This is a genomic window from Sutcliffiella horikoshii (assembly GCF_020524325.1).
In the GTDB taxonomy this organism is placed as follows: domain Bacteria; phylum Bacillota; class Bacilli; order Bacillales; family Bacillaceae_I; genus Sutcliffiella_A; species Sutcliffiella_A horikoshii_D.
The window spans coordinates 326,154-349,020 of record NZ_JAIVKY010000006.1; the positions used below are offsets into that span (position 1 = coordinate 326,154).

Sequence of the window (22,867 nt, forward strand, 5' to 3'; positions counted from 1 at the left end):
GAGGAAGGGACAGGTGAAGACCCCACAGGCGCAAGCCGAGGAGGCTCACGGACCGCCCGCAGGCAAGCGATGCGCCTGGAACGAAAATCAACTGATTAAAACTTTTCTAAATTTATAAAAAAAACCCTTGAGTGGATTCCCAAGGGCTTAGTGTGTATTATTTTTTTGTTACAGCTTCCAATGCCACTTCCATCATATCGCTGAATGTGGATTGACGCTCTTCTGATGTTGTTTCTTCCCCAGTAAGGATATGGTCGCTTACAGTTAGAACAGACAACGCATTTCTGCCGTATTTAGCAGCTAAAGTGTAAAGTGCAGCGGATTCCATTTCGATTGCTAGAATTCCATACTTCGCCCATTTCTCAAGCTCGCCGTTATCATTGTAGAACATGTCAGCCGTGAAGACATTTCCGACTTTCAAATTAAGGCCTTTTTCCACTCCGACATCATAAGCTTTTTTCAAAAGGTCGAAGTTAGCAGTCGGAGCATAATCCACTCCTCCAAATGTTAAACGGTTCATTTGAGAGTCAGTAGATGCACTCATTGCAAGGATTACATCGCGAACTTTTACATCTTTTTGGATAGCTCCGCATGTACCTACGCGAATTAAATTTTGCACGTTATATTCATTCATCAGTTCATTAATATAAATAGAAATAGATGGAACTCCCATACCAGTACCTTGAACAGAGATTCTTTCACCCTTATAAGTACCTGTATAACCTAACATTCCTCTTACTTCGTTGTAGCAGACTGCATCCTCAAGGAATGTTTCTGCGATGTATTTTGCACGTAACGGATCTCCCGGTAGTAGGATCGTTTCCGCTATCTCACCTTGTTTTGCTCCAATATGTACACTCATTATGTTACCTCCTAATAACTCTTGCCATTGTTACTCTACAACAATGACTACTATACCATATATTACCCATGTTTCAAAAGAATCTCTCCCTAAAAAAGCGCATTCTTTTACAATTGAGGTAGAAAATATAGTTGTAACTATTCAGTGAAAAAGGAGCTGAAATAAATGGGAAAGAAACACCGAAACAGAATTAATGGTCAAAAGAAGAACAATCATATCAGTCCAGATGCAATTGAAGCGGAACATACCGCCCACAAAAAAGAACATTCTCCTAACGGCCGTAAAAACGGTCCTGGAAACCATATATAAAATAAAAAGGGCAAAGTTTGACCTTTGCCCCTTCCTTATTTATCTTACAGACACACGATTTATTTTCTTCCAGCCTCCAAATTCCAACCGGTAATAGGTAATCCCCAATGTCCCTTCATCAATCATGATAATATCTCCAGTAGCAATGAACCTGCCTTCATAATCACGAGGTATGGAGTCTGTCACATTGAATTTTTTATATACTCTATCCACAATCTCCTGATGACTACTTCCCTCCATGGTTAATCGGAAAATGGGAGTGTACCCTTTGGATTCTCCATAATTTGGTGTTTGCATAATGGTCACATCATATTCCCCAGTACCCATTTTCATCATTCTTTTAAGAGCCAACATCCTTTTCACCCCTCAACCATTTCTATATATACTAATTAGCAATAAGGGGTGTCGAATCCTTCATCAAATTATAAAAAGTTTTGTCGAATGGAATAAAAATTTGCAATTATATAGTGTGACTGTTCAGTGAATCATGAAATCACCACATTTCTCATATGATAATCCGAGGTGATTTAATGTTTGGGAAGTGGTTTACAGGGACAGCAGCTAAGACAAAAAGCGAAAATTTGTTGGATATATGGTCCCATTCAGATGAAAATCAAGTAAAAAAAGAATGGTCAATTTCCCCCGTTAACCACTCACTCTCCTTAAAAGACCAAGCTTTGTTGATGAATATTCGCAGCAAGACTGCAACACTCAACCGTAACAATGTTACACGAACGCAAGCCTACTTGGATTTTTATCTAAAGCACCCAGAAGTACATTGGAGCTTCTTGGCCCACATGGTTTCTAGAAATGGAGGCTGGAATATGACAGATCTTAAAGCTAGTCACATTTCCACCTTGCTTTCCTATGAGAAGTCCTCCATCTTATTTCGTTTTCTGGAGAAAGCCAACCACCTCATTTTTCAAGATGCCTACCCACAACTACTCCTATATGCAGAAAGCAAAAAGGCTGGCAAACCTCTATTTTATCTACTCTCCGAATTTCATGTTTCCCATTTTATGAATCCGATATGGTCCCTTTTTTGGGAAAATAACAATAAAAAAGAACTACTTACCGTTTCCTTGATAATTAATGAACAGAATTTTATTGAATATAACCTCCTAAAGAATCCATATTTTCAGCAAAAAGTATTATCGAGTTTAACCTATCAACTACAGGAAAAACTGGGTTTTACTTTAGTGTTATTTCCTTATCGGAAGGGGTCAAGCACTCTTTTAACTGGTCTTGGAGTACAGCAATTTTCCAACCTTGCCAACCGCATTGAAATAGGGAAAAAGCTCTATGTCCTATTGTTTAAAAACGAGGATGTCCTGCATGGGGCTTTGCGGTTTAGCAGGGAGAGTTCTCATACCGGATCTAGGGAAGATTACCTTCCTGCCGTTTTTTCATCTAAGGCTAATTCTCGAAAAATATATAGTCCGACCATTGAAGTAGCTTGGACAGATTTCGACCACCAGTCCATTATGCCCGTTGATTGGTTTAAAGATATTCACGGAGCGACGAAGTTTTTCCATCTCCCTGCAAGTATAGTGCCCGCTGATATGGAGAAAACACATCTATATAATTTGATAAAGCTAACTGGGATTTCTGAGCTTCATGGGGTATTTTTTGATAGAAAGGATTTATAAGGTTAATCAATATTTAGATTAGTGGGGACGGTGAAAATTGTAAATGTCCGAATATTTTCCATAGTTGGCCGAAGATTTTTGAAAGCTGACCGAAGATTTCGTGATTTTGACCGAAGTTTCCCAAAAGTTGACCGAACGAATTTTTCAAATGACCGAACCTCACTTATTTATGTCCAAAGCCTAATTAGAAATGTCCGAACACCCTCTATCCGAATGATTCAATTGACCGAACCACTTCATAATTTGTCCGAACGGTTTCAGAGCCCTCTTAACTTGCTTATTTTTGATTGATTTTCATCAAAAAAGCATTAGAAAGTAGACTTCCGCCATAATTGCCCGGCAACAAAACTAAAAAAGCTACCCCTTAGGCAACAACCTCACCTAAAAAGCAGCAATCTTTATTTTATCTTATCAGTTCCTATTCTACCTCTTCATCAATAATGCATTTCTCTAGTAAATAATCAAACATGATATCCGCCAACTCTTCTATCTCGCTTTCAGCTGGAACATACCCCCGCCTTACCAGCTCATTGTAAAAGAACTCGGCTATTTCTTCTGTGTCAATGACCACTTCGATTTCTTTCACAATATCACCCCTTTTTAAAGGTTTATGTACGTCTTTAAAGATATATGTCTTACTCTCTATATTAATCCATCAGGTTGGACAAATGCTATCTTTGTTTTCAAAAATTTCAAAAAAGTGCATATCAACGTTCAAGTGTGCATACATTGGGGACATAAGGACAAGCAGTCACAAAAAAGGAGGAAATTATTATGAAGAACTATTTAGCAAGCTTAGAAAGATTAGGAGAAGAGGAAGTCTTATTGCCACTGCTAGATAAAATTTCGGACAAACTGGTATTGGCTACTGCAATCATTGGAGGTCCGTTTTTTATCTATATGATCTTTCAATTCTCCATACTATTTTTCTAGTTGACTATGTTTCTTGCCATCCATGTATTTTTTCAAATTTTTCATGACCAGATTCATCACTTCCATGTATTCCTCATCACCGAAGATATCATATAACACTTTATAATCATTATAGACATCAAGAAGTCCATCAATTATTCTTTGATATTCCTTGTTGTATTCTTCTTTTTTGAAATGTTTGTTTGATCCAGTCATCGGATTATACAACTCCAAGCTTGTATTTTCTTTGTTGAACATATAGGACAATCCAAGTTTGTGGATAAGAATTTCAGCATGTTCGTGATGGACAACCATTGTCAATTCTTCCTCTCCCGCTTCCAACCATTCCCCATCAGATAATCGAGTCAATTCATAAATGATGTCTTCCCATGAATCTTCTTTGTAACGCCATATTTCCGTGCGAAAACCGACAATTTTAAATAATTCTTTCCCATAACCTGCAACATGGACAATATCACCGATAAAATACATGTACTTGATATCAAGACGTTCGGTGACCAGTACTTTCCCCTCGTATTCAGATACAAAGGCAAGTGTCTCTTCTTGATATAGGCCTTCACTTGAATTTACTTCATATACATACGCACCATCAATTTGCTTCATGTCCGTCACTTTACCGACAGTTCCATAGATGGTGATGACGACTATGTCGCCGACTTTATATTTCGGTTTGTTTGGTTTTTTGTTCTTCCCCATATAATTTCTCCCCATTTGTCACTGTGGCTTTGATAGTAATGTATTATATGCAGCAAGATGCCAACTCGCCAAAGCGTTAGGGCAAAAAGTGGTTGTACCGATGTGTTAATAGGCGGCTGTCCCTATTATTCTCTTACTCTAATAATATAGGAAATAATAAAAATTTGTGTTGATTGCCTAAACTACGCTGTTCCTTTCCGCAAATGGCTTCGCTTTCCGCGGGACGGTGCTTGAGCCTCCTCGCTGCGCTGTGGGGTCTCAATCTACCGTTATTCCCCCGCTGGAGTCTCCGCCATTTGCTCCAATCCACAGCTAGAAGCGCCTGGAACGGAAATCAACAAAATTTATACTTATCTCAAAATAAAAATGCACCCTCATAACAGGTGCACTTTAGATAGCTAATTATTAAGCTTCTTCTTCATATAGCTCCCAGGCTTTGTCAAAGGTAGACATGCTGTCTAGGTATTGGCCGTTCATTTCTAGATAGCCGCTGATTTCATGGTAGTCCTCTGAATTTTTTGGGAAACTATGATCGTCGTATGCATGATTGGCAAATATACTAATGTCATCTTTTTTCAAAGCATGACGGAACTTCATTAAATAATGGTAAAACGACTTTCTCAAACTGCATCCACACCCATTTTTTTACCCTCATTCTACATCAGAATGAGGGTAAAGGACAACCATTAGCTTGAAAAGTCAAAGTAGTTTCGCTTTAATAGTCGCGGTTTGGCCATCAACTCATTGTAGCTTAGTTCTGCTTCCAATTCCTTTGTATTGATTAGAAACAATTGATCCTCAATTTCCTTCACAACCGCGTCTTCTTGATATTCCATTCCGCAGTCTCCACAGGTTACAGAAGGGGTTTCCGTTATGGTGACTGCTTTGGTACCATCCGGCAGTTCCCAATATACTGTACCTGATGAAGATGTTGCTTGTGAGCTTTCACACCAATTACATTTCATCAAGCACCCTCCTAACTTGATTCACTCTTGTTTTCTTCTTCTCCAACAATATATTTTTTCTGCTGGGCCTGGAATTTCTTTTCTTTTAATTCATCACGCTTGTCACGTTTATCCTTTAAAGAAGAATGTTCTGGGTTTGTTTCGTAGTCCTTGCGTCGATTCAAACGATTTAATCCTTCTGGAACGAGATTGAATTGTGAATCATTCATTAGTGCTGCAATTCCTATATTTGAACGCTTATCCTCCATGTTTGAATAAATTTCCCCAAAATATGCTTCCGCTCTTCCAGGGACATAATTTTCCGGTTCTGGATAAGTTGTGATAACCCCTTCAAAATTTCGTAACACGACTTTATTCGCACTTTGGGAGATAATATAATTTGGTTGAACGGCTATTTTACCCCCACCGCCGGGAGCATCCACCACAAATGTAGGTACAGCATATCCACTTGTATGTCCACGTAACCCTTCAATAATTTCTAGTCCTTTGGAAATAGGAGCCCTAAAATGGCCGATTCCTTCTGAAAGGTCACATTGATAAATGTAGTAAGGTCTGACACGAATTTTCACTAAGTCGTGCATTAATTTTTTCATGATTGGCACACTGTCATTGATGCCTGCCAAGATAACAGCTTGATTCCCTACAGGTACTCCTGCATTCACAAGCATTTCACAAGCAAGCTTAGACTCTTCTGTAATTTCTATAGAAGTATTAAAGTGAGTATTTAACCAGACAGGATGATATTTCTTTAAAATATTGCAGAGGTTCTCTGTAATCCGTTGAGGAAAAACAACCGGTGCCCTTGTTCCAATCCTGATAATTTCAAGATGTGGAATGGCTCGCAGGTTTTTTAAGATGTATTCAAGGATTTGATCATTGATCAGTAGACCGTCTCCTCCTGAAATTAAACAATCTCTGATTTGGTCATTGGCCGCAATATAAGCAATGGCAGCATCCAATTGTTTTTTTGGTACTCCCATTCCGATCTGGCCAGAGAACCTTCTACGTGTACAGTACCGGCAATACATGGAGCACTGGTTGGTAACTAAAAACAATACCCTATCTGGATAGCGATGCGTAAGGCCTGGAACTGGTGAATCTTCATCCTCATGAAGAGGATCTTCGAGGTCGTACTTCGTTTTATAAATTTCTTTTGATATTGGCACAGATTGCATCCGGATGGGACATCTAGGATCATCTGGATTCATCAGCGAAGCATAATATGGCGTTATATTTAAAGGAATGGTTTTGGTGGAGATTTTTACCCCTTCCTCTTCTTCCGGCGTTAAGTTGATCACTTTCTTTAAATCCTCAAGTGTTCGGATTGTATTGGTTAACTGCCATATCCAATCATTCCATTGTTCTTCGGTTACATCTTTCCAAAGTTCAAATTCACTCCAGTGCCGTGTGGGCTTATATAGATCCATTTTCATCTCTATCTCCTCCCTGTTCTACATCATGCAATAACCGTGCCAACTATGCAGATGCCCAGTTATTACTTATATATGTAGAATAGGAGAAACTTGTTATTAATCGTTGTGCCGAATTTTCAGCACTTCAGGAGTTTTGGAGTTCCCTTCTATTTTAGCAAGCTTGTATTGAAGGGTTTGACGAGGTATGTCTAACATTTTTGCTGCTTTCATTACATTCCCCTCTGACTGATACATGGCATTTTTGATCATTACTTCTTCGGTTTTCTGTAATTCCGTCCTCAATGATCCGGTATTTTTGGGATTCACCGATTGTTGATTCATTCTGTTCAACTTTAGTGGAAGATGTTTAGTGGAAATGGTTTCTTGTTTTGATTTTAAAAGAACATATTCTATCGTATTAATTAATTCCCTTACATTCCCTGGCCATTGATAAGATTGAAACATGTCTTTAATGACGTTAGGCAATTGGTAAGATAATCGAGATTGCAGTTTCTTTTCCAAAAGGAGGCGAATGTCATGAGGTCGTTCCCTTAATGGTGGAATATAGATCGGGCATGTGTTCAGTCGATAATACAAGTCTGCTCTAAAGGATCCTTTTTCTACACATTTTTCGGGAGGTTCATTCATTGCAGTGATGATCCTGACATCGACTTTAATCGTAGAGGTGCCACCTACTCTTCTTATGGATCCATCTTCAAGAACACGCAGCAGTTTCGCTTGAAGTTCTAATGGCATGGAGTTCATCTCATCCAGAAATAACGTTCCACCTGTTGCCAGCTCAAAAAGTCCCTTGCGGTCAACCGCACCTGTGTAACTGCCTTTTTCCGTTCCAAACAGAATGCTTTCTAGTAAGCTAGCAGGTATCGCACCACAATTTTGTGCAACGAAAGGTCCTTGTTTTCTAGGAGACTGATGGTGAATGCCTTGCGCAATGATTTCTTTTCCTGTCCCTGTTTCCCCCCAAATAACAACAGGTAATATGGAGGATGCAAATAACATGGCGTCTTGGAGCATAGTTACACATTCGGCATCATCAGTAATGAAATCAACTAAAGTGTAGGATGATTGGAATGAAGAGATCTTCTTTGATCCTCCTGAGCTATTTATTTTAGCTTGCAAGTCCATTAGTTTATTAGATAGCGTGTTTAAGTGGCCATAATTTTTGGCAATTTCCACTGCTCCCAATAAATGATTACCATTCAAGATTGGGATCGTGGTATTCACTGTTTCAAGCAGCTGCCCTTTTCTATTCTCATATCGTTGATTTTCATGATAAATCGGCTTTTTCGTTTTCAATACTTTCAGCAACGTACTGGTTTCCTCGGTCAAGGAAGGGAAAACATGCAAGAGATGTTTTCCTAACACTTCCTCCACTTTCATACCATCATAGCTTGCTGCCACCTTGTTATAATAGATGGTAAATCCGTCTTTATCTACGGCGTGAATTGCTTCATCAATTCCTTCTAAAATAGCGATCAGCATCTCTTTTGATAGTGTATGTGTTTGCATATACAGCACCGCCTATTTCTCGGCAATCGGTGCCGGTTTTTGGGCATCCATTTGTGATAGGTCTTTACTCCACACGTTCATATCTTCTATCTTATCGAAGATATAACAGTTATTTTTCAGTCTTCCTTTATAGGTGTAGTCTAAATTGTGCAATACAGCATTCATCCCGAACGAAAGAGCCCTTGCAATGGAGTAGCTGCAATAAATTTGTCTTTTCACTAATTCAGCTTCAAGTTCCCGAATAAGTACATTCATATATCCGCCTTTACGTTTTGTAGGCGAGGTGGCACAGTCCGTTATTTCAGCATTCCGATATGTTTCATTCATATCGGCTGATGCTGCGGCAATTATTTCTCCGTGTTCCTCCAAAAGCATAAAGATTGTTTTACTTTGGATTTGTTCTACAATATAATTCGGATCTTCAATTGGCACGGGATAGATTGGAAAGACATCCTTGTAAAAGCTGGATAGTTTTTTGGCATCGGATATCTTTGCCACACGTAACGTTAGGTTAGGGTCAAGCAGCACATCCTTTTGTTCCCTCTTCTGCCAGACCGAATTAAGGATACTATCTTCTTCACACCATTTATCACTGTTATAACGATTAATCTCTTTATATTTACATAAGAAAAAACCTTCACTACCAAGGAAATATCCAGGAATTGAAGCCTCCAGCAGAAATCCTCTTTCCATAAGGGCTCTAACATGTTCCGGTCTTGATTTAATAATTACTTTCTCTGTAAATGGCTGTTTGCTCCATTCCTCTATACTTTCGATGATTTGCTTTATATTTCCCCTGAAATCTTCTATTTTTAGTCTTTTATTATAATGATCTTCATAAGCATCCACATAAATCGTTTCGTTCTTAATCAATAAGGTTTTACCTGTTTTTGTACTCATTGTATCCCCCCTCCTAATTCAATTCGCTATAGAACAGGAAATTCCCCCATTAATTTATTTTTATTGACCAGAAACCGGATCATCGGTCAAAAAGCTTTTATTCCTTATTCCCGAACGTTTAATGCGGTAATCTGATATGACCTCCACTTCTGCTTCTGCAAAAACATCGTCCCACTCGTCTTCAATCTTTTTAAACTTCCTTGGAGATGTACGGTAAAATACCTCCCCAAACCCAAAGATATCTGTTTTATATTCATCCTGCATTTTTTTAATGGTTGCCAAAATCTTCTCTTCTATATACTTATTTAAAGCATCTTCATGATTTTCGTATGTTTGTATTTTTTCTAGATTTTGATGGCATTGTGTTCCTTGTATTTTCGCTTCTCCACTAATGTTCACTTTGATTTTCACACCGGTCGCATCTTCCGTCGTCTTCACATCTGAATGGGAATGGATGATGCGGATATCTAAAAAGTTATTTTCCTCCTCGTTCCCTTCCATATAGCAAGGTACAGTTAGACTTGTCCTGCTAAGCCCTTGTGTCCAAAGATAGTCTCTTGCTTCTTCGCGAGATAAAAATCCGATCAATTTATCTTTTTTAAAGATGGACAGTCCAGAAATAACGACCGTGGCATCCAGTTCTGTTTTGGAATTTTGTTCTATACTTTTCCCAGCTTCAGGCTTTCCTTCTATTGAGACGGCACTTGTCACCGGATGTCGGCCCTTTGAAGTCAGCGAGGAAATGAAATCTGTGAGGCGAACATAAGGGTCGCCTCCCCATTCTTCCAAATATACCTCAATTTGTTTATGAATCTTGATAGAAGGCACCAATTCTAAAGGATAGGTAGTTTTTACAATATCAGATGCTTTTGTTCCTTTAGAAATAAGGATGTTAAAGTCATTACGGAATTCTCCCGTCCTTTCTAAGAAATCCAAAACGTCTCCCACCCCCTCTTTAGCTAGTACTTCATCAATAACAATGATTCTAGTGTGGGAATAGATTAGTTTTCTAGAGAGTCCTACATTCATTCTTTCTGAGAGTTCCGCCAGCGAATTCCCTTCTTCTTGAAAAGTTATAACAGGTGTTCCGCTACCTGGCTGAGCAGCAGAAAGTTGTGGGGCGTTTATTGTCTCAACTGTGACCTTGAACTTTGCATCTTCCCCTTTTTCTATTGCAATTCCGGTAACGATGGAAATTTCATTGAGCTCTACTTTGTCCCAGCATCCTGTCAGTAATACTAAGACGGAGCAAATACATAGCCATTTCCTCATGAAAAATTCCCCTTATCTTGTGATGGACCACTGTTGTTCGCGTTATCAGATGTTTTCTTCGTATGTTTGGGTTTTAAATAGGATGGCCGAGTGATATTATCCCAAACAGGCATTCTGACAAAGACATCCTTCTGATCTTCCAGGAGAAGCGGTGCCACTGGTGCCAGATATGGTACACCATATGAGCGTAAACCCGTTAAGTGGATGACCATGATGACAACCAAAAGGAGAACGCCGTAAAGCCCAATCAATGCGCCCATTAATATAAATGCAAACCTGAGAATCCTCGTAGCAATGGAAAAGTTATAAATAGGGGAGACAAAGCTTGCGATTGCCGTTAAAGCCACAATAATAATTAAAACACTAGAAACCAAACCGGCCTCAACAGCTGCTTGTCCAATTACCAATGCACCAACAATGGAAACAGTCTGACCAACAGCCCTTGGCATTCTGACACCTGCTTCCCTTAACACTTCAAAAGTAAGTTCCATCAGCAATATTTCAATTACTGCCGGAAAAGGCACTCCCTCCCTTTGAGCTTGGACACTAATTAATAGGGAAGTGGGAATCAGTTCGTGATGATAGGTAGATATAGCTACATACAAGGATGGCAGCAACAACGAAAGCATAAAAGAAACATAACGGATAACCCTGATGAAAGAAGCCATGAAAAATGGTTGGTAGTAATCTTCTGTTGAAATAAAAAAATCCGTAAAAACCGTTGGCACACTCAAGGCAAAAGGGCTGCCATCAACTAACACTGCAACCTTTCCTTCTATAAGATTTGCCGCAATATTATCTGGTCTTTCTGTGTTATATGTAAGAGGAAAAGGTGTCAGTGTTTTGTCAGTCAGGTATTCCTCGATGTTTCCACTATCAAAAAGACCAACTACATTTACCTTTTCTATTCGACTTTTTACTTCTTGTACAAGGTCATGGTTGGTAATATTCTTTATGTACCCTATTACAACCGCTGTTTTTGTATCTTGGCCTACACGGTATTGCTCAAAACACAAGTTGGGGTTTCGAATCCTTCTTCTGATCAAACTAATATTCGTGTTCATTGTTTCCGTAAAGCTATCTTTTGGTCCCCTAATGATGGTTTGCGTACTAGGCTCGGTCACGCTTCTCTTCTCAATACTTCCCAAGTTAATGCATAAAGCTTGCTCAATTCCATCAATCACTATGACAGCATAACCATTTAGAAGCTTCCAGAATATTTGGTGATAACTTTCTGCAAATTTATAAGGAACAGAAGCAAAGTACTCTTTTCTAAATTCTTCTAAATCCCCAGTCTGCAAAACACTATCAGACCCTTCTGCAGCAACTAGAGGTTCGAATATCTCTTCTGTCAATCTTTCTTTAGCAATTAAGGTGTCAAAAAAATAAACGATGGCATCTCTTTTTCCTACAATTAATGTAGAAAAATGAAAATCAATGGAAAGTGAAAATTCTTTTTGTATAATTTCGTCATTATCTTTTAACGATTTCAGTAGTGGTTTGGGCGTTTCTTCCTCGGAATATAGCTCTTTATCTGTAGAACTGATATTCTCATTTTCCCCTAATAGAAAATTTTTTAGCTTTCCCATTCTATTTCACTCCTTTTCTTACCACTTTTTTTTCTTGTTCTGAATAGCACGATTACAAGTAATAAAAGAGGCAATGCAAACTGAAAAGGAAGGTGGACATAATATGGGACAATCTGTAACCCTTCCTCAATATGTTCAGCGAAATTATCAGTTATGATGATTGAAGACAGACAAATGATGGAACCAACAGGAAAGAGATAAGTCCGATACTCCCTTTTTGATAGCTGTTCTAAACCTTTTATTGCACCAAAAAAGAATACTCCAATTTTGACGATAATCCCGAACATGACCACAAACACAACCGCTATATCCACCCGTTCAATAAAATCCAATAACGAGATTTCACGTGCTGCGGAAAGGAGAGGAAAATTTGACCGTTCTTTCATTTCATGTCCAAGCGTCATCACTTGAATGACAGATGAATAAACCAGTACCAATGTACTGAGAATAACACTTGCTATAGCAAAGCCTTTTGCCTTCTTATATTTTGTTACTAGTGGTAATACAACCGTAAAAGCAATAAGCTCTCCATATGGAAAGGTCAACAGCCCGGGGACGATTGCATGAAAAATTGGTTTTATTCCCTCATCAAGGAAAGGCCTCATATTCTCAAATTCGATCTCTCCAGACATTAATATAAAAATCCCTACTAAAAATGTAAAAGAGAACACATAAGGAAAAAATATCTCCGAGGTTCTTGCCATTACTTCTATGCCCGAGTTCAACATGTAAATAATCGTCAGAATAATGGTGATGCTGATAATTTCAATTGGCGTATAGATAAAAATGGTGGACACAATTAATTCGCCAAAATCCCGCAAAACCCTTGAGGAAATATAGATGAAATACACGATATATAGGAAACTTACTGCTCCTCCTAACCACTTGCCCAGGCAGAATTCTATTAGAGCAAATAGATTATAGCCCTTTTTTCTACCGAGCATGAAATGCAATACATAAATATACCCTACCCCTATTAATCCAGCCAGGCTGATGGCAATCCAGACATTTTGCTTAGCCCCATCCCCTATACCTACGACAGTGGCGCTGCCCATTTCAAAAATGAGCAATAAGATAAAAAGTTGCCATAATGAAATTGTTTCTTTATTTCCCATTAGCACCTTTACCCCTGCCTTTATTATTTTTGAAACGTAAATCCTGAATGATAGCAATCGATATTCCAAATAAAAATGTCAAGTAAACCATCCACTCTCGTAACCCTGGATCAAAAATGAACAAACGTGTAAAACAATCTAAAACATTACTGTCATAGTAATAACAATCCAACATTGTCGTGAAAAGCACCAAACTTATAAATAGTAAGATAGTAAAAAATGTCACCATCAAGTTGCCTCCGGTCTTTATATACTTGATAGTATTTTCTAATTAGCACAGGATATGTAAAAAGTGTGAAATGCTGAGAAGGAAAGTCAGTTTATGTAATGGGAGAGACGGGATATCAAGAAAAAAATCAATATATCAATAAGTTTTGGGATATATCAATAAATCTCGAGATATATCAAGAATTTTGAAGATATATCAAGAAAAAACAACTAATATCAAGAAATTGACATTATTCAACAATATTCGCCCTCGACCGCTGAAATCAACATAAAAAAAGAATCTCTATAAAAAGAGATCCATTCATCTATGCTTCATCGGAAATTTCACACCAGTCCATTAACAGCAGGGCAAAAATCTCCGCTGCCTTCATCATTTCTTCAATAGAAATATACTCATTAGGATAATGCGCTACCTCCGTTGTTCCAGGCCCGCATACTACAGTAGGGATACCTGTAATTTGAGTGAATAATCCTCCATCTGTCCCCCAAGGTGATGCTTCTAAAATCGGTTGCTTCTTTTTCACTTCTGTATACGCCTTTTCCAACTTTTTAACAAAAGGATGATCTAACTCTACTGAGCCTGGAACCCACTGTGCACCAAACCATTCAACCTCAACAGGATGATCTTTAAACCACGGATCGGTTTCACTTAAATCATTCATCCACGCTGCAAGTTCCTGTTTTACATCTATTAAATTCTCTTCCGGCCCTACTCCTATCCTTCCTTCCAACACGACCATATCTGGTACAGAGGAAGGCCAACTTCCTCCTTCTACTTTTCCAATATTTATTGGAAGTGGAATCGGAATACCTTTAAATAAAGGGTCATCTACTCTTTCATTTCTTTTCGTTTCTAACTCTTGGATTTTCTCGATAACAAAGATGCTCTTTTCAAGAGCACTCACCCCTTCATACCTCGTACCTCCATGTGCAGACCGGCCCTTTACTTTTAGTCGAAACCACATGGAACCTTGTTGTTTAGGGAATATTTTCATATTAGTAGGTTCGGGGATTAATACCGCATCTGCAGAATACCCCCGGAGGATTGCAGCCAACGTTCCGGCCCCTCCACTCTCTTCTTCAATGACACTTTGGAAAATAACATCCCCTTTAAGTTTTACTCCGGTTGATTTCAATGCATTTAAAGCAAGAAGTAAGGAGACGTTTCCTCCTTTCATATCGGTACTCCCCCGACCGTATACTTTCCCATCTTCCACTTTACCTTCGTATGGGTCACATTCCCACTGCAGCAAGTCTCCTTCAGGAACCACATCGATATGACCGTTCAAAATAATGGAGCGGCCACCCCCAGTTCCTCTCCAAATTGCTACTACATTAGGGGAATCCTCAAAATTCTCGCGCGTTGAAACAAAATTTTCATGATCACTCAATTCCTTTATATTGGGTTCCCAAATATCTATTTCCAAGCCCAGTTCCCGGCACGTTTCGACTACCACTGCTTGCGCGGAACTTTCACGCCCCTGGATACTTCTTTCTTGAATAAGCTTTCTTAGGAGCTTAACAGCATTTCCCCTATTTTTACCCAACCATTCCTTAATCATTTTCTGTTTCATCCCATCCCCCCTTCACCTTTTATTAAATCGAAGGTGATAGTGTAAAAGAAGCCTCTGTTTTCTCTTTTACGAACTCCAAGCTAACACCTGGCATCAACTCCGTGAGCATCATTCCATCTTTCTTAATCTCAAAAACTGCTAAATCGGTTATAATCATGTTCACACAATTTGGTGTTGTTACAGGTAAACTGCATGACTTAACAACTTTTGAGTTTCCATATTTATCAGTATGACTCATCAATACAATCACTTTTTTAGCTTTCTGTGAAAGTTCCATGGCCCCGCCCATACCCGGAACCCTTTTGCCCGGTACAATCCAGTTTGCCAGATCACCTTTTTCAGACACTTGCAATGATCCTAAAATCGTAATATCAAGTTTTCCTCTTCTGATCATTCCAAATGCTAGCGCACTATCAAAGTAGGAAGCACCTGGCTGGATAGATACCGGAAACCCTGCTGCATTGCAAAGATTCTCATCCTCTTCTCCTGGCAATGGAGTCGATCCCATCCCTAACACACCATTTTCGGCTTGGAAAAAGACATGAGTATTTTCAGGCAAGTGATTGGGAACTAAAGAAGGAATGCCTATTCCTAAATTTACGACCATACCATTTTCTATTTCTTTCGCTGCTCTTTTGGCAATCAAGTTCCGTATGTTTCCTCCCATACCCATGTCCAGTTCACCCCCTCACTTTGAACCATATAATCCACATATACTCCAGGCACGACGATTTCTTCTGGATCCAATTCTCCTAAGGGAACGAATTCTTCTACTTCCACAATAGTCTTTGTTCCTGCCATCGCCACAAGTGGATTGGTGTTCCTGGCACTTTTGTCAAAAATAAGATTTCCATATGGATCTGCTTTTTTTGCAAAGACTATGGAAAGATCTGCCGTCAACGCCGTTTCGAGAATATATTCTTTTCCATCTGATGTAAGAATTTTCTTGTTTTTTGTTACTATGTCACTCGTAATCCCAACGTCTACTAGGATGCCGCCTAACCCGACCCCACCAGCTCTGATTCTTTCCGCTAATGTTCCCTGCGGACTGAACTCGACTTCCAATTCATTATTGGTCATCATTTTGCCTGCAACGGGATTAGAGCCAATATGGGAAGCGATTAATTTTTTTGCCTTTCCTGCACAAACAACTTTTCCAATACCTATCGTTGGAAACCCTGCATCATTTCCGATTAGTGTCAGGTTTTTGACACTAGATTCTAAGAGTGTATTAACCAGCTTTGGAGGTGTCCCTACTCCGCCAAACCCGCCAAACATCAAGGTCATTCCATCAAAAAACAGATGACGGACCACTGCCAGCTCAACAATTTTATTGAATGTATTTTCCACTTTCACCATCCCGGTCCACTCCTTACAATTCTGCTTGAAGTTCGTTTAGTGTCAGCTCTAGGATGGTAATCAGTTCATCCATTTCCTGTTGGTTGATTGAAAGCGGCGGTGCAATAATGACTGCATCTCCTCCTACCCCTTCAATACCTGCAGAGGCAGGATAGATGAGCAAACCATTCTTCTGGGCTAACTCTACAAACCTTGTTGTGACCGCTTTTTCATGTGAGTAGGGATACTTAGTCGCAAGATCTGCAACTATTTCTATTCCAAGCAAAAGTCCCTTACCTCTAACGTCGCCAATAAAGGTGTACGTTTGTTTTAATTGATTTAATTTCTGCAACAAATAATCTCCCAATTGTTCGCCATTACTTACAAGGTTTTGGCTTTCGATGTATTCTAAAACAGCCAATGCGACTGCTGCCGATTGAGGATTGGCACTGTACGTATGCCCACTCATAATTACCTTTGAACCTTTTAGAATACTTTCAACTATCCTTTCACTGACAAGTGTTGCTGCAATAGGTGTATAACCTGCACTCATGCCTTTGCCAATACAGATGATGTCCGGCGTCACGTTCCAATGTTCCATGGCAAACATTTTCCCGGTTCTTCCGATGCCTGTCATTACTTCGTCTGCAATAAAAAGAATGTCATGCTTTTTACATATCCCTGAGATCTTTTGATAATACCCATCAGGCGGACATATAGCTCCAGCTGCTGCACCGATTACCGGCTCCGCTACAAAAGCTGCGATATTCTCTTCCCCAATTTCCAGGATGGCACGCTCTAGGTCCTCTGCACATTTCAAACCACATGAAGGGTAATCCAAATTAAACGGACAACGGTAACAATAAGGCGGCTCTACAACAGGCGATTTTTCCAATAAAGGCTCAAACCTCTTCCTGCGATCTGCGTGTCCCGATAAAGACAATGCCCCTATTGTAATACCGTGGTAACTTTTCCAGCGGGAGATAATTTGGTTTTTGTCGGGTTTTCCTACCTCTTGCCAATATTGGATGGATATCTTCATCGCCGTTTCCACAGCTTCTGTACCACTGTTAACAAAAAACGACCAATTAATATCTCCTGGTGTAATGGAACTTAATTTTGTTGCCAGTTTTTCTGCTGGAACACTGCTAAACTGCGAACGATATACAAATGATACTTTGCTTGCCTGATCAGCCATCGCATCTATTACAGCTTGTACATGATGACCAATGCTTGCCGTGACAGCACCAGAAGATCCATCCAAATACTTCTTCCCAGTGACATCATACAGATAAACTCCGTTTCCGTGGCTAATCACCGGATACTCTTTATCTAATAAAGGCTTGATAAGATAGGATTGATCCATAAACGATTACTCCTTTCCACAACTGTCCTGTAACCGTTTACTAGCAATGGTTGCCCCTCTAATCAAGAGGCAGGGTAAATCCTGGCAGTCGTTAAGCTAGCTTACTTCCATTCTATGTTCAATAGAATGAAATCTTTCGTTCAATTTATGGATAAATAAACAGTCTTAGTTGTTTGTGTATCGACGCTGTTCCTTTCCGCAAATGGCTTCGCTTTCCGCGGGACGGTGCTTGAGCCTCCTCGCTGCGCTGTGGGGTCTCAAGCTACCGTTACTCCCCCGCTGGAGTATCCGCCATTTGCTCCAATCCACAGCAGGAAATTACATAAAAGTAATTTTATTGGCTTTTCAGTAACTCGTTAGATATTTTTTTTTGCCTTAAGTTGAATGGAGTCTCCTTGTTGATTGAAGTGGAAGGCGCGAAGACGCCCGCAGGCAAGCGAAGCGCCTCGAACGGAAATCAACAGTATTTGATGACATCTAAACTCAAAAAAAAAGCATCACTCCCATTATCTGAGTGATACTTCTTAAACTTATCTTATTTGCAATAGCAAGCTCCGACAATGATTAACAAAATGAATAGAACTACGATCAAAACGAATGTATTTCCACAGCCGTATGCCGGGGCAACTTGGGATGGGTAGCCGCATGGTCCACATGTGTAGTAACAGTAATCGTGCATGGTCATCACTCCTGTTTAATATTTACACTTCTACACTATGATATAGGTGGCTGTCCCGTATGTGCATATGCCCATTTTTCAAAAATCTATTTATGTTTCTCCATTTTATCAATAATTTTGACCATGCTCTCTAGTGTCTCTTCTATGTGCGTGTTATCCTCTGTAACTTGTTCGACTGTCGCACTAATTTCCTCAAGGCCGGCAGTCGCTTCTTCCATCAATGCGGCAAATTCACTCGTATAGGAGTCAGTATTTGCCGTTTTTTCTTTTACTGTTCCTGCAAAATCACGGAATTGTTGTGCATCCGTTAATAATGTTTTCAGTGTTTCACTAATCTGCTGGAAGGATTGGTTGACCTGATTTGTTGCTTCAAGGTTTTTCCCCATTTTTGTAATGTTGAGTTGCAGCTGTTGTAATACCTCTTCTTTTGTTTGGTGAAGAGAGGAAAGGTTTTCTGTAATTTCTTTTGTCGTTTCTCCAGTGGATGTGGCGAGCTTGCGAATCTCTTCTGCTACTACAGCAAACCCTCTCCCAGCTTCCCCTGCTCTAGCAGCTTCAATGGAAGCATTAAGAGCCAGCAAGTTCGTCTGATCCGTAATATTTTTTATGTGTTGAGTTAATATGTTTGTTTCATCAATCTTCTCCGTAAGAACCTGGAATACAGCATCCATTTCCGCTACATCCTGCGAAAAGCTTTTCATATTTTCCTGAAGTTCTACTGCCAGCACTTTCCCTTGATCAGCTGTGGATTTTGTTGTATTGGTTGTTTGATATAAACTATTTGATTTATCGACAACATTGTCCATCAAGATGGATACATCATTCGTCTGTTCTGCTATTCCACCAATATGATCTGCTTGTTTTGAACTTCCCACAGAAAGCTCCTGTATGGTTAGCGACACCTCTTTTTGGGATTGTATATTTAAATTTAGGCGCTCATAGACTTTATTGACTTGATCAATTAATGTCATGGCATCCCGCTGAAAGGCTTCTTGCTTTATTTGACGGTCTTCACTTGCAGCTTTCATCGTGTCTACTATGCCTTCAAATTGAGCAAACAATTTCTTCCCTATTTTCACTTGCACAAATGTAATGACAAACAACAAAAAGAATAACAGTACAATATTTCCTAACTGTCCGTCTACCATAAGGTTTCCGTTTAGAAAGGACCAAAGTGAATAAGAAAATAAAATTAAACTCCCAAAGCCTCCAACAATAAAGACATTTCTATTAAAGTAAACGGTTGCAAGCATCAAAACAAAAAAAGGCAGAATGAATCCTGATAAAGATGCCCCGCGGTTTACTAAAATGATAAAAAATACTAAAAATGTTACTCCTACTGTAAAGTATGGAACTAAATAGTGGAACCAATAATTCCATCTAGTTAGTACAAATAAAACTACCCCTAAGCATAAGGCAACTAATAAGGTCACGGTTATAACGGTTGCCGCCGGTACAAAGAAATTCACTAGAAGTCCTGCACCATACGAGATAAAAATCACGAAAAACATAAGCTTATTTTTGTTGATTAAATCTTGAAACTTTAATTCTTTTACACTTACCGCTGACATTACATAATCCCCCACTCCATCGTCCTTTGTTGCTTCTGTTGCTTTTTTCTTTTATAACTATTAATTCTTCATGTTCTTTCTGTTATCCTGCAATAATTCTGTTATTTTGTTGAATTTTGACAGAAAAAAAACCAGGCAGTAATTGCCCGGCAATTGAGATTTAGTCTTCCTATGTTTTAATACATATTATTTATCTTTTTGCTTTTGCTTCTTTTTCAAATATTCCGCACGCAATTTTTCAAGTTGCTGCTTTTTATCAAATTTTGCAGGTGTCTGTTTTTCATGAAACTTTGCCACAGCTACCTTACCTTTGTTATCCAATTGATATTTCCCCACTTGGTTCACCTACTTTTATTATTATTAAAGAGAATCTATTCACCAAGTATAATATACCTTATATTACTGAAGTAAACCGCATTTTTTATCAACTGGAGAATGATATACCCTTGTTGATTGGAGTGGAAGGCGCGAAGACGCCCGCGGGAGGAAGGGACAGGGGAGACGACCCCACAGCATAGGAGGCCACTGAAAAAGTCATTGATTTTAGATATTATTTTGCCACCGCTGTTGATATCCGCAAACGGCTTCGCTTTCCTAGTGGCGCTGCTGGAGCCTCCTCGGCTGCGCCTGTGGGGTCTCCACCTAGCGCTATCTCCCTCAGGAGTCTTCGCCTTTTGCTCCAATCAACAGCTAGAATTCACAATTTACGTGAGATTTCGGTTCTTCAGTGGCTTCCAGCGTAGCGAGGAGGCTCACGGACCGCCCGCAGGCAAGTGAGCGCCTGGAACGGAAATCAGCAGGTTTTTCTAATTCAAAAAAAAACGGAGTGTGATGTACACTCCGATAATTTTTTATGAAAATAACTTGCTGTATTCTCCATAGCCCTCTTTTTCTAGTTGGCCAACCGGAATAAAGCGAAGGGCAGCAGAGTTGATACAATACCTAAGACCGCCTTTATCTACAGGGCCGTCCTCAAATACGTGTCCAAGATGAGAATCTCCCTCTTTGCTTCTAACTTCCGTCCTTACCATTCTGTGAGTTACATCCATCTCTTCTTTGATTTGTTCTTTGTTTATTGGCTTGGTAAAGCTTGGCCATCCGCAACCTGCATCATATTTATCAAGGGAAGAGAACAGTGGCTCCCCGGAAACTATGTCAACATATATGCCTTCTTCTGTATGGTTCCAGAACTCATTTTTAAAAGGTGGTTCCGTACCATTATTTTGCGTGACCTCATACTGCATCGGTGTTAGCTTCTTTTTCAAATCTGCATGGTTTTCTTTTTTCCAATTCTCTTTAATAAAGGCAGCCCTCCCAGATCCTGTTTGGTACATCTTATAGCGGAAAGGATTTTTCTTGTAATAATCTTGATGATACTCTTCCGCAGCATAAAATGGCTTTGCAGGAAGGATTTCTGTTACGATTGGATCTTTAAATCTTCCACTTTGGGCTAAGTCATGCTTGGATTTTAAGGCGATTTCCCTTTGTTCATCGGAATGATAGAAAATGGCCGTACGATATGAATCTCCTCGGTCGTGGAATTGTCCGCCGGCATCCGTGGGATCAATTTGGCTCCAGAAAACGTCTAGTAATTTTTCATATGGGAATATTTGAGGGTTAAAAGTAATTTGTACCGCTTCATAATGACCTGTGGTTTCTGAACATACCTCTTTATATGTAGGGTTTTCTTTATGTCCACCTGTATAGCCTGAGACTACTTCTTCAATGCCATCCTGTTCGTCAAAAGGTTTAACCATGCACCAAAAACAACCTCCGGCAAACGTTGCTTTTTCTAATATGTTCATCATGTATTACCCACCTTTTTAAAAATATATTTACGTGAATTATAGCAATATCAAAGAGTATTTCCTAATGGTATGCTCTTGTTACAGAAAGATTATAGGTATGGTAAAATGAGGGGTACATATATCAGGAGGTTCCATTTATGAGTAAAAAAGTTGAAGTTTATATATTAGCTGGGTTTCTTGGGAGCGGGAAGACTACTCTTTTGACCCAAATGCTGAAACAAGAACAAGCAGAAAATAGAAAAGTGGCGGTGGTCATGAACGAGCTTGGAAAAGTCTCCATTGACTCTGATTCCATACCTGATGAAACCCCACTATCTGAACTATTTGATGGCTGTATTTGTTGTACCATTCAAGAGAAATTGGAATCAACTATGCAAGGGCTTTTACTTGATAAAGATTTGGATGCCATTTACATTGAGACGACCGGTGCAGCACATCCAATAGAAGTGCTGGACACGGTTCTTTCCCCTATATTCGCCAACAAGTTTTCTGAAGCTAGGATTATCACCCTATTAGATGTTTTACGATGGAAAGACCGTGACAACTTATCTATTCAAGTCAAACAGTTGATAAGAGAACAAGTGAAGCATGCAGATATGCTTATTTTAAACAAGACAGACTTAGTAAGTGAAGCAGAAGTTTCTAGCATTTTGTTTGAATTGCAATCCCTAAATCCACATGCTTCGCCTCTTCTAACCACCTACGCTAAGATTCCGGAAAACAGCTGGAAAAGAACAAAACAGTTAGAAAAAGGAAGCCATTCCAGTGCGCATGTTAAAGAGTCCCTTCACTTGAAAACTTTTGTCTATCAATTTACCTCTAAAATTGATTTAGATGAGTTTGAAGACTGGCTTAGAAATCTTCCCGACTCCGTCTATCGTATCAAAGGGTACCTTACTTTCGAGCATTCAAACAGTGTTTACTTGTTTCAGTATTCATATGGTACGCCTCTGTATTTAAAAGAGCTTGTTAAAGTCCCATTGAATCTTGTTATTATCGGAGAAGACTTGGATGTAGAGTTATTAACAGAACAATTACAGTCTTTAGAGAAAAACAAGCAATAATTGAAAG

25 protein-coding genes are annotated in these 22,867 nt (G+C 39.3%); 4 read left to right on the plus strand and 21 right to left on the minus strand.

The features are described 5' to 3' along the window. Positions 1 to 157: 157 nt before the first annotated feature. Positions 158 to 862 carry a purine-nucleoside phosphorylase gene (deoD, locus tag LC091_RS08660; RefSeq protein WP_226681622.1) on the minus strand — a complete coding sequence of 235 codons (705 nt, stop codon included), beginning with the start codon at positions 860 to 862 and terminating at the stop codon, positions 158 to 160. 165 nt (positions 863 to 1,027) lie between these two features. Here deoD and LC091_RS08665 point away from each other — a divergent pair, with 165 nt between their 5' ends. Then, positions 1,028 to 1,171 (plus strand): hypothetical protein, encoded by a 144-nt coding sequence (locus LC091_RS08665; protein WP_187443865.1) that lies wholly within the window; start codon positions 1,028 to 1,030, stop codon positions 1,169 to 1,171. Positions 1,172 to 1,210: 39 nt separating this feature from the next. Here the strand turns inward: LC091_RS08665 and LC091_RS08670 are convergent, their stop codons facing one another. Further along, positions 1,211 to 1,525 (minus strand): YodL domain-containing protein, encoded by a 315-nt coding sequence (locus tag LC091_RS08670; protein WP_226681623.1) that lies wholly within the window; start codon positions 1,523 to 1,525, stop codon positions 1,211 to 1,213. Between the two features lie 227 nt (positions 1,526 to 1,752). Here LC091_RS08670 and LC091_RS08675 point away from each other — a divergent pair, with 227 nt between their 5' ends. Further along, the gene (locus LC091_RS08675; protein ID WP_226681624.1) at positions 1,753 to 2,820 is read left to right on the plus strand and encodes a DUF2515 family protein; all 1,068 of its coding nucleotides are present in this window, start codon (positions 1,753 to 1,755) and stop codon (positions 2,818 to 2,820) included. Positions 2,821 to 3,238: 418 nt separating this feature from the next. Here the strand turns inward: LC091_RS08675 and LC091_RS08680 are convergent, their stop codons facing one another. Further along, positions 3,239 to 3,406 (minus strand): YozD family protein, encoded by a 168-nt coding sequence (locus LC091_RS08680; protein ID WP_226681625.1) that lies wholly within the window; start codon positions 3,404 to 3,406, stop codon positions 3,239 to 3,241. Between the two features lie 188 nt (positions 3,407 to 3,594). Between LC091_RS08680 and LC091_RS08685 the strand changes: the two genes are divergently transcribed. After that, entirely contained in the window at positions 3,595 to 3,753 is a 159-nt protein-coding gene (locus LC091_RS08685) for a hypothetical protein (RefSeq protein ID WP_226681626.1), read from the plus strand. Here the strand turns inward: LC091_RS08685 and LC091_RS08690 are convergent. From LC091_RS08690 to msrA, 18 genes are all read right to left on the minus strand, one after another. After that, a complete protein-coding gene (locus LC091_RS08690; RefSeq protein WP_226681627.1) occupies positions 3,742 to 4,449 on the minus strand; it encodes a hypothetical protein in 708 nt (235 codons plus the stop codon). The genes LC091_RS08685 and LC091_RS08690 overlap by 12 nt on opposite strands. Before the next feature lie 405 nt (positions 4,450 to 4,854). Further along, positions 4,855 to 5,073, minus strand: a complete 219-nt coding sequence (locus LC091_RS08695) for a YozE family protein (protein WP_226681628.1) — start codon at positions 5,071 to 5,073, stop codon at positions 4,855 to 4,857. A gap of 62 nt (positions 5,074 to 5,135) precedes the next feature. Further along, entirely contained in the window at positions 5,136 to 5,414 is a 279-nt protein-coding gene (locus LC091_RS08700; RefSeq protein WP_226681629.1) for a YokU family protein, read from the minus strand. An 11-nt stretch (positions 5,415 to 5,425) separates the two neighbouring features. Continuing rightward, positions 5,426 to 6,847, minus strand: a complete 1,422-nt coding sequence (kamA, locus tag LC091_RS08705) for a lysine 2,3-aminomutase (RefSeq protein WP_226681630.1) — start codon at positions 6,845 to 6,847, stop codon at positions 5,426 to 5,428. A 96-nt stretch (positions 6,848 to 6,943) separates the two neighbouring features. After that, a complete protein-coding gene (locus tag LC091_RS08710; protein WP_226681631.1) occupies positions 6,944 to 8,356 on the minus strand; it encodes a sigma-54 interaction domain-containing protein in 1,413 nt (470 codons plus the stop codon). Positions 8,357 to 8,368: 12 nt separating this feature from the next. After that, positions 8,369 to 9,256 (minus strand): putative beta-lysine N-acetyltransferase, encoded by an 888-nt coding sequence (gene ablB / locus LC091_RS08715; protein WP_226681632.1) that lies wholly within the window; start codon positions 9,254 to 9,256, stop codon positions 8,369 to 8,371. A gap of 60 nt (positions 9,257 to 9,316) precedes the next feature. Next, entirely contained in the window at positions 9,317 to 10,528 is a 1,212-nt protein-coding gene (locus LC091_RS08720; RefSeq protein ID WP_226681633.1) for a Ger(x)C family spore germination protein, read from the minus strand. Beyond that, complete coding sequence (locus LC091_RS08725; protein WP_226681634.1) at positions 10,525 to 12,117, minus strand: spore germination protein; 1,593 nt, start codon at positions 12,115 to 12,117, stop codon at positions 10,525 to 10,527. Before LC091_RS08725 ends, LC091_RS08720 begins: the two co-directional genes overlap by 4 nt. Then, positions 12,105 to 13,232 (minus strand): GerAB/ArcD/ProY family transporter, encoded by a 1,128-nt coding sequence (locus LC091_RS08730; protein ID WP_226681635.1) that lies wholly within the window; start codon positions 13,230 to 13,232, stop codon positions 12,105 to 12,107. The genes LC091_RS08725 and LC091_RS08730 overlap by 13 nt, the downstream gene beginning before the upstream one ends. Further along, entirely contained in the window at positions 13,222 to 13,461 is a 240-nt protein-coding gene (locus LC091_RS08735; protein ID WP_226681636.1) for a hypothetical protein, read from the minus strand. Before LC091_RS08735 ends, LC091_RS08730 begins: the two co-directional genes overlap by 11 nt. 304 nt (positions 13,462 to 13,765) lie before the next feature. Beyond that, positions 13,766 to 15,034 (minus strand): peptidase, encoded by a 1,269-nt coding sequence (locus tag LC091_RS08740; protein ID WP_226681637.1) that lies wholly within the window; start codon positions 15,032 to 15,034, stop codon positions 13,766 to 13,768. A gap of 22 nt (positions 15,035 to 15,056) precedes the next feature. After that, entirely contained in the window at positions 15,057 to 15,707 is a 651-nt protein-coding gene (locus tag LC091_RS08745; protein ID WP_226681638.1) for a 3-oxoacid CoA-transferase subunit B, read from the minus strand. After that, positions 15,677 to 16,393: a CoA transferase subunit A gene (locus LC091_RS08750; RefSeq protein WP_226681639.1), complete on the minus strand. Its 717-nt coding sequence runs from the start codon at positions 16,391 to 16,393 to the stop codon at positions 15,677 to 15,679. The genes LC091_RS08745 and LC091_RS08750 overlap by 31 nt, the downstream gene beginning before the upstream one ends. A gap of 13 nt (positions 16,394 to 16,406) precedes the next feature. Continuing rightward, on the minus strand, positions 16,407 to 17,738 hold the full coding sequence (locus tag LC091_RS08755) for an aspartate aminotransferase family protein (RefSeq protein WP_226681640.1): 1,332 nt from the start codon (positions 17,736 to 17,738) through the stop codon (positions 16,407 to 16,409). A gap of 535 nt (positions 17,739 to 18,273) precedes the next feature. Further along, entirely contained in the window at positions 18,274 to 18,417 is a 144-nt protein-coding gene (locus LC091_RS08760; protein WP_168865651.1) for a YjcZ family sporulation protein, read from the minus strand. Positions 18,418 to 18,503: 86 nt separating this feature from the next. After that, a complete protein-coding gene (locus LC091_RS08765) occupies positions 18,504 to 19,988 on the minus strand; it encodes a methyl-accepting chemotaxis protein (RefSeq protein ID WP_226681641.1) in 1,485 nt (494 codons plus the stop codon). Positions 19,989 to 20,174: 186 nt separating this feature from the next. Then, positions 20,175 to 20,324 (minus strand): hypothetical protein, encoded by a 150-nt coding sequence (locus LC091_RS08770; protein ID WP_226681642.1) that lies wholly within the window; start codon positions 20,322 to 20,324, stop codon positions 20,175 to 20,177. 515 nt (positions 20,325 to 20,839) lie between these two features. Further along, positions 20,840 to 21,796, minus strand: a complete 957-nt coding sequence (gene msrA / locus LC091_RS08775; RefSeq protein WP_226681643.1) for a peptide-methionine (S)-S-oxide reductase MsrA — start codon at positions 21,794 to 21,796, stop codon at positions 20,840 to 20,842. A 137-nt stretch (positions 21,797 to 21,933) separates the two neighbouring features. Between msrA and LC091_RS08780 the strand changes: the two genes are divergently transcribed. Then, positions 21,934 to 22,860 carry a CobW family GTP-binding protein gene (locus LC091_RS08780; RefSeq protein WP_226681644.1) on the plus strand — a complete coding sequence of 309 codons (927 nt, stop codon included), beginning with the start codon at positions 21,934 to 21,936 and terminating at the stop codon, positions 22,858 to 22,860. Positions 22,861 to 22,867 lie beyond the last annotated feature (7 nt).

Excerpts from the sequence above, each read along its gene's own strand:
- deoD (WP_226681622.1), bottom strand. The coding sequence starts at position 862 with ATGAGTGTACATATTGGAGCAAAACAAGGTGAGATAGCGGAAACGATC.
- LC091_RS08665 (WP_187443865.1), top strand. The coding sequence starts at position 1,028 with ATGGGAAAGAAACACCGAAACAGAATTAATGGTCAAAAGAAGAACAAT.
- LC091_RS08670 (WP_226681623.1), bottom strand. The coding sequence starts at position 1,525 with ATGTTGGCTCTTAAAAGAATGATGAAAATGGGTACTGGGGAATATGAT.
- LC091_RS08685 (WP_226681626.1), top strand. The coding sequence starts at position 3,595 with ATGAAGAACTATTTAGCAAGCTTAGAAAGATTAGGAGAAGAGGAAGTC.
- LC091_RS08690 (WP_226681627.1), bottom strand. The coding sequence starts at position 4,449 with ATGGGGAAGAACAAAAAACCAAACAAACCGAAATATAAAGTCGGCGAC.
- LC091_RS08700 (WP_226681629.1), bottom strand. The coding sequence starts at position 5,414 with ATGAAATGTAATTGGTGTGAAAGCTCACAAGCAACATCTTCATCAGGT.
- kamA (WP_226681630.1), bottom strand. The coding sequence starts at position 6,847 with ATGAAAATGGATCTATATAAGCCCACACGGCACTGGAGTGAATTTGAA.
- LC091_RS08710 (WP_226681631.1), bottom strand. The coding sequence starts at position 8,356 with ATGCAAACACATACACTATCAAAAGAGATGCTGATCGCTATTTTAGAA.
- ablB (WP_226681632.1), bottom strand. The coding sequence starts at position 9,256 with ATGAGTACAAAAACAGGTAAAACCTTATTGATTAAGAACGAAACGATT.
- LC091_RS08720 (WP_226681633.1), bottom strand. The coding sequence starts at position 10,528 with ATGAGGAAATGGCTATGTATTTGCTCCGTCTTAGTATTACTGACAGGA.
- LC091_RS08725 (WP_226681634.1), bottom strand. The coding sequence starts at position 12,117 with ATGGGAAAGCTAAAAAATTTTCTATTAGGGGAAAATGAGAATATCAGT.
- LC091_RS08730 (WP_226681635.1), bottom strand. The coding sequence starts at position 13,232 with ATGGGAAATAAAGAAACAATTTCATTATGGCAACTTTTTATCTTATTG.
- LC091_RS08735 (WP_226681636.1), bottom strand. The coding sequence starts at position 13,461 with ATGGTGACATTTTTTACTATCTTACTATTTATAAGTTTGGTGCTTTTC.
- LC091_RS08740 (WP_226681637.1), bottom strand. The coding sequence starts at position 15,034 with ATGAAACAGAAAATGATTAAGGAATGGTTGGGTAAAAATAGGGGAAAT.
- LC091_RS08745 (WP_226681638.1), bottom strand. The coding sequence starts at position 15,707 with ATGGGTATGGGAGGAAACATACGGAACTTGATTGCCAAAAGAGCAGCG.
- LC091_RS08750 (WP_226681639.1), bottom strand. The coding sequence starts at position 16,393 with ATGGTGAAAGTGGAAAATACATTCAATAAAATTGTTGAGCTGGCAGTG.
- LC091_RS08755 (WP_226681640.1), bottom strand. The coding sequence starts at position 17,738 with ATGGATCAATCCTATCTTATCAAGCCTTTATTAGATAAAGAGTATCCG.
- LC091_RS08760 (WP_168865651.1), bottom strand. The coding sequence starts at position 18,417 with ATGCACGATTACTGTTACTACACATGTGGACCATGCGGCTACCCATCC.
- LC091_RS08765 (WP_226681641.1), bottom strand. The coding sequence starts at position 19,988 with ATGTCAGCGGTAAGTGTAAAAGAATTAAAGTTTCAAGATTTAATCAAC.
- msrA (WP_226681643.1), bottom strand. The coding sequence starts at position 21,796 with ATGATGAACATATTAGAAAAAGCAACGTTTGCCGGAGGTTGTTTTTGG.
- LC091_RS08780 (WP_226681644.1), top strand. The coding sequence starts at position 21,934 with ATGAGTAAAAAAGTTGAAGTTTATATATTAGCTGGGTTTCTTGGGAGC.